The 15,890-nt window shown below is 64.8% G+C and carries 10 protein-coding genes; all 10 read right to left on the bottom strand.

Going from position 1 to position 15,890, the window contains the following annotated elements; translation table 11 throughout:
- Nucleotides 1–28: 28 nt before the first annotated feature.
- The 10 genes from GT748_RS01545 to GT748_RS01590 all read right to left on the bottom strand — a co-directional run bounded on the left by GT748_RS01545 (nucleotide 29) and on the right by GT748_RS01590 (nucleotide 15,777).
- Complete coding sequence (locus GT748_RS01545; RefSeq protein ID WP_021658366.1) at nucleotides 29–1,348, bottom strand: 2-hydroxyacyl-CoA dehydratase; 1,320 nt, start codon at nucleotides 1,346–1,348, stop codon at nucleotides 29–31.
- A complete protein-coding gene (locus tag GT748_RS01550; RefSeq protein WP_021658365.1) occupies nucleotides 1,335–4,286 on the bottom strand; it encodes an acyl-CoA dehydratase activase-related protein in 2,952 nt (983 codons plus the stop codon). Before GT748_RS01550 ends, GT748_RS01545 begins: the two co-directional genes overlap by 14 nt.
- A gap of 67 nt (nucleotides 4,287–4,353) precedes the next feature.
- The gene (locus tag GT748_RS15650; protein WP_052537591.1) at nucleotides 4,354–4,911 is read right to left on the bottom strand and encodes a TetR/AcrR family transcriptional regulator; all 558 of its coding nucleotides are present in this window, start codon (nucleotides 4,909–4,911) and stop codon (nucleotides 4,354–4,356) included.
- 418 nt (nucleotides 4,912–5,329) lie between these two features.
- Nucleotides 5,330–7,567 (bottom strand): CehA/McbA family metallohydrolase, encoded by a 2,238-nt coding sequence (locus GT748_RS01560; protein WP_161213286.1) that lies wholly within the window; start codon nucleotides 7,565–7,567, stop codon nucleotides 5,330–5,332.
- 40 nt (nucleotides 7,568–7,607) lie between these two features.
- On the bottom strand, nucleotides 7,608–8,525 hold the full coding sequence (locus tag GT748_RS01565) for an ABC transporter permease (protein WP_021658361.1): 918 nt from the start codon (nucleotides 8,523–8,525) through the stop codon (nucleotides 7,608–7,610).
- Nucleotides 8,526–8,527: 2 nt separating this feature from the next.
- A complete protein-coding gene (locus GT748_RS01570) occupies nucleotides 8,528–9,628 on the bottom strand; it encodes an ABC transporter permease (protein ID WP_021658360.1) in 1,101 nt (366 codons plus the stop codon).
- Nucleotides 9,612–11,156 carry an ABC transporter ATP-binding protein gene (locus GT748_RS01575; RefSeq protein ID WP_243147934.1) on the bottom strand — a complete coding sequence of 515 codons (1,545 nt, stop codon included), beginning with the start codon at nucleotides 11,154–11,156 and terminating at the stop codon, nucleotides 9,612–9,614. The genes GT748_RS01570 and GT748_RS01575 overlap by 17 nt, the downstream gene beginning before the upstream one ends.
- A 90-nt stretch (nucleotides 11,157–11,246) precedes the next feature.
- Complete coding sequence (locus GT748_RS01580; protein WP_021658358.1) at nucleotides 11,247–12,347, bottom strand: BMP family ABC transporter substrate-binding protein; 1,101 nt, start codon at nucleotides 12,345–12,347, stop codon at nucleotides 11,247–11,249.
- A gap of 182 nt (nucleotides 12,348–12,529) precedes the next feature.
- Complete coding sequence (locus GT748_RS01585) at nucleotides 12,530–13,957, bottom strand: helix-turn-helix domain-containing protein (protein WP_073260909.1); 1,428 nt, start codon at nucleotides 13,955–13,957, stop codon at nucleotides 12,530–12,532.
- Complete coding sequence (locus GT748_RS01590; RefSeq protein ID WP_021659298.1) at nucleotides 13,954–15,777, bottom strand: sensor histidine kinase; 1,824 nt, start codon at nucleotides 15,775–15,777, stop codon at nucleotides 13,954–13,956. Before GT748_RS01590 ends, GT748_RS01585 begins: the two co-directional genes overlap by 4 nt.
- Between the last annotated feature and the right edge of the window lie 113 nt (nucleotides 15,778–15,890).

A 15,890-nucleotide genomic window follows, 5' to 3' on the forward strand; every position in this document is an offset into this window, starting at 1 on the left:
GCCGCCTTTTTATTGGATTGGGTCCCTGCTAAAGGGTGACTGTCTCCCGCTGGGTCTCCCCCTCCGGCGCGGCCGGGGCCTTCTCCCCCTCGGACGAGAGGCCGAACTCCTCGGCCAGCCGGGCGTTGGAGAGCATCAGCTTGAGGCGGTTTTCCTGGTTGACCGAGGTGGCGCTGGGGTCGTAGTCTACCGCCACGATGTTGGCCTGGGGGTAGCGGTCCTTGATTTTGCGCATCATCCCCTTGGCGACGATGTGGTTGGGCAGGCAGAACAGGGGCTGGGTGCAGACGATGTTGTCCACCCCGCTGTGGATGTGCTCCACCATCTCGCTGGTGAGCAGCCACCCCTCCCCCATCTTGGCGCCGGTGCCGATGACCCCGTCCACCAGGTGTTTGAGTTCGCTGAAGCTGGTGGGGGCCCGGAACTCGCCGTGTTTGGCGATGGCCCGGATCATCTTGTTCTGCCAGCGCTGGAAGTAGCGCAGCAAAAAGGCGTTGACCGCCCGGTGCTTGAAGGCCTTGCCGTAGAGGTCGTTGTCGATGATGTTGTTTTGGATGCAGTACATGCAGAAGTCCAGCAGCCCGGAGAGGACCGGCTCGGCCCCCTCGTCGATGAGAAACTGCTCCAGGTTGTTGTTGCCCAGGGGGGCGTACTTCATATAAATTTCGCCGACGATCCCCACCTTGATCTTCTTCTCCCGGTGGCGCTGAATGGCGGAGAAGTCGTCCAGGATGGCCCGGTAGTTTTTCTGCACCTGCAAAAAGGCCTTTGACTCAAACTGCTCGCAGAGGGCGTCGGTCCAGCGCTCCACCACCGCGTCGGTGCTGCCCTTGATGATCTCGTAGGGCTTGCACTGGTTTTTCAGCCACATGAGCATGTCGCCGTAGATGATGGCGTACATGGCCTGCACCAGCATGCCGGGGGTGAAGGTGAAACCGGGCTGCTTTTCCAGGTTGGAGAAGTTCAGCGAGATCACCGGCACATAGCCGTAACCCGACTGGCGCAGGGCCTTGCGCAGCAGCGAAAGGTAGTTGGACGCCCGGCACCCGCCCCCGGTCTGGGTGATGAGGAGGGCGGTCTTGTGGGGGTCGTACGCGCCGCTCTTGAGGGCGGAAATCAACTGGCCGATGACCAGCAGCGCGGGGTAACAGGTGTCGTTGTGAACGTTTTTGAGCCCCTCATCCACGATTTGGCGGCCGATGGTGGTGAGGATCTTCACCTTGTAGCCATTTCTGATGAGGATCTTTTCGAGCATCCGAAAGTGGATGGGCAGCATGCCGGGGATGAGGATGGTGTAGTTTTCGCGCATCTCCGGCGTAAAGACGGGGGGTTTTTCAATTGGCGGCATGTTGCTGTCTCTCCCTTTCCTCCATGGCCGCCAACAGGCTGCGAATGCGAATTTTGATGGCGCCCAGGTTGTCTACTTCGTCGATTTTGATTTGGGTGTATATCTTGCCGCACCCGCGGAGGATGTCGCGCATCTCGTCGGTGGTGATGGCGTCGAGGCCGCAGCCGAAACTCACCAACTGGATGAGCTCGGTGTTCTCGGCCTGCCCCGCATAGCGGGCGGCGTTGTACATTCTGGCGTGGTAGGTCCACTGGTTGAGGACGGTGCGCTTTTCATACCCTGTCATCCAGGAGACCCCGTCCTCGGTGACCACCACAAACCCCAGCGAGCGCAGCAGCTTGTTGATGCCGTGGCCTATTTCCGGGTCGATGTGGTAGGGCCGCCCGGCCAGGATCACCGTCTTGCAGCCGTGCTCCTTGGCGTAGGCCAGGGCGCGCGCCCCCTCCTCCTTCACCTCGCGGCGGTAGTCGGCGTAGGCCTGGTAGGCCCGCTCGGCGGCGCGGGACACCTCGCCCCGGCGCAGGGCAAAGCCGTACTCGTTTAAGTAGCCGGTGATCTTCTTCTCAAAGACCTTGCGGTCGTTGAGGCTGATGTAGGGGTAGATGAACTGGCAGCCCTCCAGGTCCATGTTGCCCTTGACCACCTCGGGGTAGTAGGCCACCACCGGGCAGTTGTAGCAGTTGTCGGAGATCTCCTCGTTGAAGTTGTAGCTCAAACAGGGGTAGAAGATGGTCTGCACCCCCTGCTCCAGCAGCAGCTTGATGTGGCCGTGCACCAGCTTGGCCGGGTAGCAGACGGTGTCGGAGGGGATGGTGTTCTGCCCCTTGAGGTAGACGGCCTTGCTGGAGCGGCCCGACACCACCACCCGGAAGCCCAGTTCGGTGAAGAAGGCGTGCCAGAAGGGCAGGTTTTCGTACATGTTCAGGGCCAGGGGCAGGCCGATGTCCCCCCGGGGGCCCGGCTCGCTGGGCAGATGGGTGAGCTTTTCGTACTTCCACTCCACCATGTCGGGCAGCTCGCCGCCCCCGGCCTTGCCGGTCACCGGGCGCTCGCAGCGGTTGCCGGCGATGTGGCGGGAGCCGTCGCCAAAGGTGTTGACCGTCAGGTTGCAGTGGTTGGTGCAGAGCCCGCAGTTGACCGCCTTGGACTGGTGGGTGAAGGCCGCCAGTTCGGCGGCGGTGAGGACCCGGCTCTCCCCCTCCGGCTGGAGGGAGCGGGCGTAGAGGGCCGCGCCAAAGGCGCCCATCAGCCCGGCGATGGCCGGGCGCACCACCGGGTGGCCCAGCTCCATCTCAAAGCTGCGCAGCACCGAATCGTTGAGGAAGGTGCCGCCCTGCACCACCACGTTCTTGCCGATGTCGTCGGCACTGCGGGCGCGAATGACCTTGTAGAGGGCGTTTTTCACCACGCTGACGGCCAGCCCGGCGGAGATGTCCCCCACCGTGGCCCCGTTTTTCTGGGCCTGCTTGACCGAGGAGTTCATGAACACGGTGCAGCGGGTGCCCAGGTCCACCGGGTGCTCGGCCAGGAGGCCCAGCTTGGCGAACTCGTCGATGGGGTAGCCCAGGGACTTGGCAAAGGTCTCGATGAAGGAGCCGCAGCCCGAGGAGCAGGCTTCGTTGAGGACGATGTTGTCGATGGCGTTGTCCTTGATTTGAAAGCACTTCATGTCCTGCCCGCCGATGTCGATAATGAAGTCCACCTGGGGCTGAAAGTGCTTGGCCGCGGTGAAGTGGGCCATGGTCTCCACCAGGCCGAAGTCCAGGTGGAAGGCGCTTTTGATCAGGTCCTCCCCGTAGCCGGTGACGGCGCTGCCGACGATCTTCACCCGCTCCCCCGACTGGGCCCTGATCTGCTCCAACTGCTCCTTGACGGCGGAGATGGGGTTGCCCAGGTTGTTGACGTAGTGGCTGTACAGGATGTTGCACGCCCCGTCGATGAGCACCATCTTGGTGGTGGTGCTGCCGGCGTCGACCCCCAGCCAGGCCGGGCCGCTGTAATCCGCCAGCGGTCGCTGGGGGACGTCGTTCTGGGCGTGGCGGGCGCAAAACTGGTCGTACTCCGCCCGGTCGCGAAAGAGGGGGGCAAGCCCCTGGGGGGCGTGGGTGATCTCGAGGACGTGGCGGAAGGTGCCGAGCAGCTCCTCATAGTCGTGCTCCTCGTTGAGGCCGCCGGCGTAACAGGCGGCCCCCAGGGCCACGAAGTAGGGGGCCAGGGGGTGGAAGTTGGCCGAGCGCTCGTCCAGCTCCAACGTCTCGATGAAGCGGGCCTGCAGCCCCTTGAGGAAGGAGAGGGGCCCGCCCAAAAAGAGGACATTCCCCTCGATGGCGCGGCCCTGGGCCAGCCCGGCGATGGTCTGGTCCACCACCGCCTGAAAGATGCTGGCGGCGATGTTTTCCTTGTCGGCCCCCTGGTTGATGAGGGGCTGGATGTCGGTCTTGGCAAACACCCCGCAGCGGGAGGCGATGGGGTAGATCTTTTTGTGGCGCAGGCTCAATTCGTCAAGGGTGGCCAGGTCCACGTCCAGGAGGGTGGCCATCTGGTCGATGAAGGCGCCGGTGCCCCCGGCACAGGTGGAGTTCATCCGCTCCTCTAAAGCGCCCTTCAAAAAGATGATCTTCGCGTCCTCCCCGCCCAGCTCGATGACCACGTCGGTCTGGGGGACAAAGCGCTTGACCGCGCCGGCGGTGGCGTACACCTCCTGCACGAAGTCGAGGCCGCTCTCCTTGGCGACCCCCAGGCCGGCCGAACCGGTGACCGCCACCTTGACCCGGTGGCCCCGCAGCAGTTCGCCCAGCTCCTCTATCTTTTGCAGCGCCAGTTCCCGCACCCGGGAGAGGTGGCGCTCATAGCTCTTGTATACGATTTCGTCTCGGTCGTCCAGGACCACCGCCTTGATGGTGGTGGAGCCCACGTCCAGTCCCAGTTTGTAGCTCATCCCGTTCTCCTTTTTTCTGCCTTTCCCCTATTTTCTCGGTTCGGCCCCGTCGGGGCGCAAGATCCCACTATCTGTATATGCCGGCCACCGTCTGCAAAAGAAGGGGTTTGATGACCTCGATGGAGGCCGGCTGCCCCTCGATGATGGAGCGGTAACAGGCGGTGATCAAAAAGTCCAGCATCACCGTGAGCCGGTTGCGCGACTGCTCCTCGCTCTCCCCCGGCAGGGACAAAAGCCCTTCCAGCGGGTCCAGCAGCTCCCCGTGGAGCAGACAGGTCCCCTGCCCGCCCCTGGCGATAAAGCGGAGGACCGGCGGATTTTCGGCGTAAAAGTCGATGAGGCACTCGCAGAAGCGGGCGGCCGCGGCGGGGCGGTCGGCACAGCCGGCGCGGCGGGTGCGCTCGATGGCCCGGCAGAGGGTCTCGCCCCCCTTTTCGGCCACCACCTTGTCCACCAGGGCCTGCTTGTCCTTGAAGTAGAGGTAAAAGGTGCCCTTGGCCACACAGGCGGCCCGGGCGATCTCGCCGACGCTGGTCTGGGCCACCCCCTTTTGCAGAAAAAGGGCGGTGGCCGCCTCCTCGATGCGGGCGCGCTTTTGGTCCCGCGGGACCTCTGCCACACTCATCGCCATCCCTCCCCCCGTCCGAAAATTTTGTATAGATGACCCAATTTACAGAGTTTGCTTTGTATAACACCATCAATCATAGACCTTTGCTGACCGGCGGTCAACCGTTCTTGTCGAAACGGGCGGAAGTTTGACAGTACCCCCCAATTTCTCACCCCACAGCGACGCGGAATTTGGCGAGTTTTCAAGGCCGATTTCAGAAAGATGTAAGAATTGCCACGCCCCCCTTTCCAGATGTTGAAAGGGGGGGAAATCCCTCCCAGACAGGGGCCGAAAAAGAAAGCCGGCCGGTCCCGCAGCAAGGGCTGCAGGGCCGGCCGGCTCCCCAGGAAAGAGGAGGCTGCCATGCGGGGATCCCCCGCTCCCGGGCGGGGCGGCGGCCCCGTGGCGATGGGGCCGCCTGAAAAAGGGGAAGGGCTTACTGGACGTCCACCCAGATGGGGGAGCTCCAGGCCTGGTGCTGGTCTTTCTGGGTGACGCGCAGGTAGTAGAAGTGGGTGCCGGAGGTCAGGTCCTCGTCGGCCCAGGTGAAGCGGCAGCGGTTGCCCGAGACGGCGGGGGTGTAGACCTCCCCGTTGTCCTTGACCACCTCGACCCGCTCCAGCTCCCCGGTGCCCAGCACGTCCACCTCGAGGGTGGCCTTGCCGCCGGGCAGGGCGGTGATCTCGCTGCCCATACGGGCGCCGTTCACCTTGCAGGAGAGGAGGATGCCCGCGCCGGTGGTGGCGTAGGTGAAGCGGTTGTAGATGGCGTCAAAGAGGGTCTCGCGGGTGAGGCCGGGGACGAAGGCAGCCACGATGCCCCCCTCCACCCCGTGCTCGAGCTGGTGGGAGTCGCTGCCGGCGGTGAAGCCCAGCCGGTAGCCGCGGGCCAGGGCGTCCTGCACGTACTTGCCCTTCTGGCGGGGGTTGTTCTTGGTGTAGATGGACTCGGTGCCGTCCTTTTCAAAGGGGGCGTGGCGGGAGAAGATCTCCACCGCCCGCTGCACCTCGGGGTCGTGGAAGGCCCAGTCGGTGGCGGCGCTGACGGCCGACCAGATGGCGGCCGGGTGGTGGGGGATGCAGAGGGCCCCGTACTTTTTGATGCTGGCAAAGAGCCGGTCGGGGGTCATCCCCTCGGGGTCACAGGCGCGGAAGAGCTCCCCCTCGCCGGTGCGGTAGTAGACGTTTTTGTGGCCGAAGTCGTAGTGCAGCTCGTTGGAGGTCCACTCGTAGGCCAGCAGGGTGGTGAGCTCGCCGTCCTTGTTGAACTCGTTGGCCGAGGTGCGCATGTACTCCCACTCCGACTCGGTGATGACATCGGGGAACATGTCGTGGTCGGTGAGGGCGGTGAAGTCCAGCTTGGGCACGGCCTTGGCGTAGTTGTAGTACTGATCGATCTGGCCCGAGGCGTCGGACATCCCGCTCTGGCCGTGGATGTCGCCGAACTTCAGGTCCAGCCCCAGGTAGCCGTTCTCGTCCAGCCAGCGGCGCTTCTCGCCCTCGTCGATGCGGTCGAGGGCCTTGTCGCCGGGGATGGGTTTGGTGAAGTTGTCGATCACCTTTTCGATGTCGCTGTCGTCGTGGCCCTGCAGCTCCGCCAGGGTGGCGGAGAGGAACTTGATGGAGGAGTAGCGCTCCTGGTGGCCGTTGCCCGCCGAGTGCTGGTAGAGGATGAAGATGTTGTCCTCCTCATCCACGCAGGTGCGGGGGCGGATCGGGCAGTTGGAGGCCTCGTCCCGCACCATGGCCACCGGCACCGACCAGCTGCCGTCCTCCTGCCGCCAGCGCATGAGGAAGCAGCGCATGCTCAGGGCCTGGGCCAGCAGCTGGGTGCCCTTGCGGTTGCGGCAGAGGGAGGCGGAGGCAAACCAGACCCGCATGTGGGAGAGCTGCCGGCAGTCGGCGGCGATCCTGCCGCCCACCAGGGTCAGGTCACAGGTGTAGTAGTTGGTCTCCCCCTTGGGGCCGACCCCGTGCCAGACCACGGTGGCCCCGCTGTCGGTGGCCACGGCGGTGGCGTCGGAGGCCCAGTCGGGGGCGTTGGAGATCACCGCCTCCTCCCCCCAGGCGCCGCCGGCGTAGGCCCGGGCGACCTGCAGGTACTGGCTGCCGTCAAAGACGTCGTAGGCCAGGTAGAGCACCCCGTCGCCGCCAAAGGCCACGGCCGGGCGGTAGGCCTGCTCGCTGGAGGAGACCCGCCAGGTCTCGGCGGCGGCGCTGCCGTCAAAGCGCAGGCAGCAGATGTGGCTGTCGCCGTGCTGCTGCTCGCACCAGGCCACGTAGAGGTTTTGGCCGTCGTCGGTGACCGAGGGGTAGAAGGCGCCGCTGGAGCGGGAGAGGAGGATGGGCTCCCCCAGCTCCTCGCCGAAGGCGCGGGCCAGCAGCTTCCAGTTGCCGGCGGCGGACTCGGACCAGATGATCCAGACCGTCCCGTTGAGGACGTAGAGCCGGGGGCGGAAGGCCTGCCCCTCCCCCGAGACCACCGCCTGGGAGAGGATCTCCCCCTTGCGGGAGAGGAAGGCGGCCACGATGTCGTCGTGCTTGTTGTGGTAGCGCTGCCAGCAGGCGGCCAGGCGGCCGTCGGGGAGGACCGCCAGGTCGGGGTACTGGCAGCTGGTGGTTTCGATGTCGGTCAGTTCGGTGATCCACTCCATAAAATCGGTGAGATAGGCCATTGTAAAACACGCTCCTTTGCAGGTGTGGGGTGGATGTTCTCTATTCTTCGGGCAGCTTGCCGGTGCCGGCAGGGCCCTTGACGTGCTTGATGCCGAAGGTCAGCACCAGGATGGTGACGATATAGGGCATCATCTGCACCAGTTGGGAGGGGACGTCGAAGGCCTGCTGCAAGTTGATCTGCAGCGCGTCGGCAAAGCCGAAGAGGAGGGCGGCGAGGACGGTACCCACCGGGGTGTACTTGCCCAGGGCCATCATCACCAGGACGATGAAGCCCCGCCCGGCGGTCATCTCCTGTACGAACATGTTCAGCTGGTCCAGCGAGAGGTAGGCCCCCGCCAGCCCGGCACAGCCGCCGCAGATGAGCATGGCGGTGTACTTGTACCCCCGCACCGGGATGCCCAGGGTGTTGGCGGCGGTGGGGTTTTCGCCCACCATCCGCAGCCGCAGGCCGAAGGGGGTGTGAAAGACCACGTACTGGGTGATGACCAGCAGCACCAGGGCGATGTAGAAGTTGATGGAGAGGGAGGAGAAGATGGTCCCCACCACCGGGATGTCCGCCAGGAGGGGCACCCGCACCGCCTGGGTGAGGCTGGCCACCTGGGGGGAGTTGCCGCTGGATTTCCAGACCACCTCCATCAGCACGGTGGTGATGGCCCCCATGAAGAGGTTGAGCCCCACCCCGGCGATGACCTGGTTGAGCCGGAAGCGGACGGTGAGCAGCCCGAAGAGGAGCCCCACGGCCGCGCCGCAGACCATACCGGTGAGAAAGCCCAGCAGCACGTTGCCGGTGAAGTAGGAGGTAAAGACGCCGCCGAAGGCGCCGAAGAGCATCATGCTCTCCACCCCCATGGCCATCATCCCGCTGCGGGAGGCGTAGACCGCGCCCATCCCGGCGATGAGCAGGGGGATGGACATCCGCAGGGTGGAGACGATGAGAGAGACTACACTAAATCCCATGGTCAATTCGCCTCCTTTTTCTCTGCCGCCTTGGCGGGCTCGGTTTCCGGTTTCTTGGAGCGGGTCTTAACGACCTGGAAGAGGGCGGGCATGGCCACGAAGATGACCACCAGCGCCTGGATCATGTCCGCGAATTCGGGGCGGATGCGCTGGGTCATGTTCAGCACCATGGCCCCGGCGCGCAGGGCGCCGAAGACCAGGGCCGAGACCCCCACCATCAGGGGGTTGCCGGAGGCCAGGGAGGAGACGGCGATGCCGTTGAAGCCGTATCCGGGGGAGAAGCCCTCGATGTAGCGGCCGTTGACCCCCAGCACCATGCTGACCCCGGCCATGGCCGCCAGGCCGCCGCTGATGAACATGGTGAGCATGGTGGTGCGGGCGATGTTGATCCCCGCCGTCTCGGAGGCCAGCCGCCCCCGGCCCACCGCCCGGATCTCATAGCCGGGCTTGGTGCGGTCGAGGAAGAAGTGCACCAGCACCGAGAGGGTGACGGCGATGAAAAGGGCCGCCGTCAGGCCCCGGTTTTTCACCAGCTTGGTGAACTGGGCGGTCTCCAGCACCGGGGCGGTGGCCACGTTGATCTCGCCCTCGGGCCGCAGGGGGCCGTTTGCAAGGTAGCTCATGAGGAGGGTGGCCACGTAGTTGAGCATCAGGGTGACGATGTACTCGTTGGCCCCGAACTTGGCCTTTAGCAGCCCGGCGATCAGGCCGTAGAGCCCGCCGGCGAGCACCCCCACCAGGATGGCCAGGGGGAGGTGGACGAACTTGGGCAGCCCCAGGTCCCAGGCGCCGGCCACCGCCGCGCCCATGGCCCCAAAGAGCATCTGCCCCTCCATCCCCAGGTTGACCAGCCCCGCCTTTGCCGCAAAGAGGTAGGAGAGGCCGGTGAACATCAGGGGGGTGGTCTGGATCAGGGTGTTGATGAAGGCCGACATACTCCCCACCGAGCCCTTGAGGATGGCCCCGTAGGCCCCCAGGGGGTTGGCGCCGGTGAGCAGCAGGATGACCGCCCCCAAAATCAGGGCGATGAGCAGGGCCCCCACCGACTGGATGGCCGTGTTGGCCGAGTGGGCCAACTTTGACTTGTTAAGCGGTTTTCCCATCTGCCAGCACCTCCTCTCCGTCCATTTTGCCGCTGAGCATGTACATGCCGATCTCCTGTTCGCTGAGGGTGTCCGCCGGGGTCTCGGTGACGATCTCCCCCTCGTAGAGGACGGCCAGGGTGTCCGACAGGCGGCGCACCTCGTCCAGATCCGCCGAGATGAGGAGGATGGCGGCCCCCGCGTCCCGCAGGTTTAAAAGCACCTCGTGGATGTACTCCATGGCGCCGATGTCCACCCCGCGGGTGGGCTGGGCGACGATGATGACCTGGGGGTTTTCTTCAAACACCCGGCCGATGATGACCTTTTGCTGGTTGCCGCCGGAGAGGGCGCTGATGAGGGCCTTCTCGCTGGGGGCCTTGATGCGGTAGTCTTTGATGACCTTGCGGGAGAACTCGGTGATGTCGTTCATCTTGAGGAAGAAGCGCCCGGCGAAGCGGTCGCTCCACTGGTAGCCCAAAATCAGGTTCTCGCGGATGTTCAGGTCCTTGATGAGGCCCCGGGCCAGCCGGTCCTCAGGGACGTGGCCCACCCCCTTTTGCAGAAAGTGCAGGGGGCCGCCGGTCAGGGGTTCGCCCCGCAGCAGCACCTGGCCGCTCTCGGGGGTGCGCAGGCCGGTGAGGGCCTCGATGAGCTCGGTCTGGCCGTTGCCCTCGACCCCGGCGATGCCCAAAATCTCGCCGGCGCGGATGCGCAGGTCGATGTTCTTGAGCACCGGGCCGTGCCGGTCGGAACAGCAGAGGTCTTTGACCTCCAGCACCGTCTCGCCGAACTGCTGGGCACGGCGGGTGCTGTCCAGCTCGATGTCCCGCCCCACCATCCACTTGGCCAGCAGGTCGGTGGAGCACTCGGCGATGGGGACGTCGGCCTTGACCATCTTCCCGTCGCGCATCACCGACGCGGCGTCGGAGATGGCGATGGCCTCTTTGAGCTTGTGGGTGATGATGATGACCGTCTTGCCCAGCGAGCGCATCCGGTCGATGACCTTGAAGAGCTCGTCCACCTCCTGCGGGGTGAGGACGGCGGTGGGCTCGTCGAGGATGAGGATCTGCGCCCCCCGGTAGAGGGCCTTGATGATCTCCACCCGCTGCTGCTCCCCCACCGAAAGGTCCCCCACCCGCTTGCCGGCGTCGATCTTGAAGCCGTATTCACGGATGATCTCGTTGACCGCGGCGATGGCCTTTTTGCGGTTGAAGTTCCACCAGGACTGGCGCTCCTCCCCCACCACCACGTTTTCGGCCACCGTGAGCACCGGGGTCAGCTGAAAGTGCTGGTGGACCATGCCGATGCCGGCGGCGATGGCGTCGCCCGGCTTTTTGAAGTTGACCGGCTTGCCGCCGATGGCGATCTCCCCCCCGTTTTTGGAGGTCATGCCGTAAAGGATCTTCATCAGGGTGGTCTTGCCCGCCCCGTTTTCTCCCACCAGGGCGTGGACCTCGCCCCGACGGACCCGGAAGCTCACGTCGTCGACGGCGAGCACCAGGGGGTACTGTTTGGTGATGTGGGTCATTTCAATGTCGTACTGGCACAACCCTCGCTCACTCCCTCTCTCTCACACAGATCGGGGCCGCGCGGTACTCGCGCCGCCGCAGCCCCGTCTGCTCAATCAGGTGTCAAATTCTCACTTGGCGGGCTGATAGACGTTCTGCTTCAGCCAGTTTTCCAGCTCGGACTTCTGGCCCGGAGGGACCAGTTTCCCCTCTTCCATCTGCTTTTTGATGGCGTCGACCTGGTCGATGATCTCCTGGGGGACCTTGACGTTGGAGCCCTCGGTGGTGTAGCCGGTGCCGCCGCCGATGATGCCGATCTCGTGGATGCCCGGCTCCCAGGTGCCGTCGATGAGCTTTTTCACTTCGTTGTAGGAGATGTTGCGCACGTCCTTGAGGGAGGTGGCGACGATGTGGTCGGGCTCGACATCGTTCTGGTTGGAGCCCACGCCGAAGGCGTAGCGGTTGGCCTCGACCGCGGCGTTGAAGACGCCCAGGCCGGAGCCGCCGGCGATGTGCTGGATGAAGTCGGCGCCCTTGTCGTACATGGTCAGGGCCATCTCCTTGGCCTTGCCGGGGTCGGTGAAGGAGCCGATGGTGGCCTGCAGGACGGTGGCGTTGGGGTTGGTGTAGCGGACCCCCGCCTCAAAGCCCACGGTGCCCTCTACCAGGGCGGGCTGCTCGGAGCCCAGCAGGCAGCCGACCACGCTCTTGTCCTTGTTGGCCAGGGGCATGTCGCTGTTGGTGGCAAGCCCCGCCAGGCAGCCGCAGAGGAAGGTCTGCTGGGGCCAGATGGTGGCGATGGAATTGACGTTGGGCAGCTCCACATTGCCGTCGAGCCAGCTGAACTTCTGGTCGGGGAACTCGGCCGCGACCTTGGTGATGCCGTCTTTCTGGTCGACACCGGCCAGGAAGATTAGGTCGTACTCGCCGCTCTCGGCGTACATCCGCTGCACCTGGTCGTAGTCGCTCTTGGAGGCGGGGGAGGCGTAGTCCAGGGTGATCCCCAGCTCCTCCTGGGCCTTTACCAGCCCTTCATAGGACATGTCGTTCATGTTCTTGTCGCCCAGGCCGTTGGGGCCGATGACCAGCCCGACCTTGATGTTCTTGCCGGGTTTGTCGCTGCCGCTGCTGCTGTCTCCCTTGTCGTCTCCCCCGCCGCAGGCGGTGAGGGAAAGGGTCATGGCGCCGGCCAGCAGGAGGGCCAACAGCCGCTTTTTGCCTTCTCGTTTCATTCCTTCTCGCTCCTTTTGTTTGGTTTTTGGGGGTGCTCTGTCCCCCGCCGTTTTTTGCCTGTCTCTATTGTAGGATTTTGTCGCTTCCCCTGTCGATGGAGGATTTTGCCACCAAAGCATAAAAAATTGACAGATTCTCGAAGGGAAGAATCTGTCAGCTTGTACGATTTTGACATTCTGTTTTAATTTTGACCTGCCGGCGGGGCGGCCCGCCGCTCCTGCTCCGGGGAGAGACCCATGTGCTTTTTGTAGAGGCGGGAGAAGTAGCTGGCGTTTTCATACCCCACCTGCCGGGCCACCTCGGCCATCTTCAAGTCGGTGGTGCAGATGAGTTCCCTGGCCCGGGTGAGGCGGTAGGTGGTGAGATAGGTGCCGTAGCTGACCCCCGTCTTTTGCTTGAAGAGGCGGCAGAAGTACTCGGGCGAGAGGTGGACGCTGCCGGCCAGCTTGGTCAGGGAGAGGGCGCTGTCGCCGTAGTGGCGCTCGATGTAGCGCACGGCGGTGTCGATGGCGGGGACGTCCCGCTCCCCCTGCCGCTCCTCCACGGCGGCGAGCATCTCCTCCATCTGGGCGCGAAAGTCCTCCAGCGAGCGCACCGGCTTGCCCACCCGGCGGGCGTCGGGCTCGATCTCCCGCAGCTCCTGCAGGTAGCGGTCCTCCATCTGCGCCAGCAACCGGTGGCAGTTTTTGCGCACCCAGTCCACCCGGGTGGGATCGGCCTGGGCACAGCGGGTGAGGAACTGGGACAGGTCGCCCCGGATGGCGGAGACCCCCCCGTAGGCGATCTCGGTGGAGAGGCGCTTGCGCAGGGCGTGCAGGGCGCCGCTCAACTGGGGCGGCTCCTGACAGTCACCCCAGCGGTAGAGGCCGGGGCGACCGCTGAGAAAGGCGGTGTTCAGCGAGCCGACGGCCTCCTGCAGGGCGGCCTGCAATCCCTCCACCCCGGCGTGGGGGGCCGAGAGCCCGACGGCAAAGGGGGGCTCCCACCCGGGAAACCCGGCCGCCCCCGCGGGGAGGAGGGCCTCCCAGCAGTCGCCCCAGAGGACGGGGGTCAGGGGGGTGTCGGGGAGCCGCCGCTGCAGCACCGCCCCCCGGTCCGCCCCCCGCACCGCCACCGCCCGGTAGCGCCCGGGCCTGTCCGCCCCCAGGCGGCGTGCCAGGGCGGGCCAATCCACCCCCTCCGGCTCCTCGATGCGCTCGACCTCCCCCGCCCCGGCGGGCTGGGGGGCGGCGGTGAAGAACCCCTTCTGGATGTCCGCCAGGGTCTGGGCCACCTTCTCGGCGGTGATCTCACTCTTGAGCAGGTAGTCGTAGACCCCCAGCCCCACCGCCCGCTGGGCAAAGGTGAACTCGGCGTGGTTGGTGAGGATGACAAAGACGGTGCGGGGGAACCGCTCCTTGGCCTGCTCGATGTGGCCGATGCCGTCGAGCCCGGGCATCTTGATGTCGGCAAAGACCACGTCCGGCGGGTCCTTTTCCATCTTCTCCAGGGCTTCCAGCCCGCCGGCGGCGGTCTCGACCTGGGCCTTCAGTCCGGGAATCTTCTGGGTGAGCACGTAGGCGAACCAGTCGCGGATGGGCGCCTCGTCGTCGGCAATCAAAATCTTCACGCGGGTCCCTCCCCCTCTTCGATGTGATAGAGCACGCTGGTCCCCAGCCCCTTTTGGGAGCGGACCTTCAAATAGCTGCCGCTGCCGTAGACCAGTTCCAGCCGGCTGTGGATGTTGGCGATGCCCACGCTGTCGTCCATCTTGATGGAGAAGCTCTTGATGCGCTGCAGCCGCTCCTTGTCGATGCCCTGGCCGTTGTCGGTGACGGTGATGCGGAGCACCCCCGCCCGGTAGCGGGCCCGCACCCGGATCTTGCAGGGCGGGCCGCCGGTCTGCAGGTTGTGGTAGACGGCGTTTTCGATGGTGGGCTGGAGGATGAAGGAGGGGATCTGCCGCGCCCCCGCCGCCGGGTCGATGTCGTAGGCGATGGAGAAGCTGTCCGGATAGCGGTAGCGGAGGATCTCGGCGTAATTTTGGATCTGCTCCACCTCCTCCGCCAGGGTGACTTGCTTGTCGGTCTTGTCGGTGATGTAGCGCATCATCTTCACAAAGCGGATGAGCATCTCCTCGGCCTCGTCGTTTCTGCCCATGGCCACCATAAAGCGGACCGAGGAGAGGGTGTTGTAGATGAAGTGGGGGTTGATCTGGGCCTGCAAAAAGTCCAGTTCGGCCTTGCGCTTGAGCCGCTCCCCCTCCTTGATGGACCGGATCAGGGACTGGGTCTTGGCGGCCATGTTGTTGAAGGAGGAGGCCAGCCGTCCCAGTTCATCCCCCCGCTCCACCGGGGTGCGCACCGCCAACTCTCCCCGGGAGAAGCGATCCATCGCCCCCTCCAGGGCGAGGATGGGGCCGGTCATCCAGCGGGTGAAGAGAAGATCGGCCAGGGCCACCAGCAGGACGATGGCCCCCAGCAGCAAGATGGCGTAAAAGCGGAGGGCGCGCACCGGCTGCACCAGTTCCGAGAGGGGGGTCAGCTCGACAAAGGTAAAGTCGGTGCCCTCCACCGGGGTGCGCACCACCATCACCTGCTCTCCCGAGGAGGCGGTGGCCACGCTGTACCCCCCCTCCTTGGAGAGTTCACTCCGCCAGTCCCCCACCTGCTGGATGGGCTGGCCGATATCGGGCTTGTACCAGCTGGAGAGGACGGCATCACTCTTGTCCACCAGATAGGCCTGTCGGTGCTGGCTGCGGGCCGAGCCCATGGACTCGGCGTACTTGGCCTCGCTGATCTTAAAAAAAGTGATCCCCACCGGCTTGCCGGTGATGTGGTCCTTGACCAGCCGCGCCTTGATGATGTAGTAGCGAAAGACCCCACTGCCCTGTTCGTCCCGGTAGGTGCTGCTGGTGACAATGGCGCCGTCTGCCTCTAGCACCTGCCTGTACCAGCTCTGCCCCTTCAGGTCTTGCTGCGAGTAGCGGTCGGAGGCGAGGGTGTTCAGGGACATGCCGTTAAAGCCCACCACATAGGCGTTGATGGCGTACCCGTAGCCCCCCGAGGCGTAGGTGAGGGAGGAGTAGGGATCGGCGGCGGCCGTGCCGGTGGACTGGGCGCTCCAGCGGTCCAGCAATTTGATGCGGGCCTCCCGCTGGCTGGTTTCGTCCACCTGCTCCGCCGGGGTCTCCAGGGCGGCGATGATGGCGCTGTCCTCGGCCAAGCCGTGAAGGAGCCGGTCGGTGGAGAGGCTGTAACTGGCCACCGCCTGGGCCAGTTGGGAGGAGGCGGCCCGCTGCATCTCAAAGAGGTTTTGCTCCAATGCCTGCTGGGCGTTGCCAAAAAGGGCCCAGACCGCCAGCGCCACCACCGAGACCGGCAGACAGAACACCAGCAGAAAGACCTTGTACTTGATACTCAGCCCCTGCCTGTTGTACTTCCTCGCCAAACTCGACACCCCCCGACAAAAAACTACAACTTTATCATACTGTCCCGGCGGTGGGGTTGTCAATCGAGCTCTTTGGTCAAAATCCATTTCTTTTGCGGGGGCAGAGAAAAGAC

This window comes from Bittarella massiliensis (ex Durand et al. 2017), from assembly GCF_009876955.1.
In the GTDB taxonomy this organism is placed as follows: Bacteria; Bacillota; Clostridia; order Oscillospirales; family Ruminococcaceae; genus Bittarella; species Bittarella massiliensis.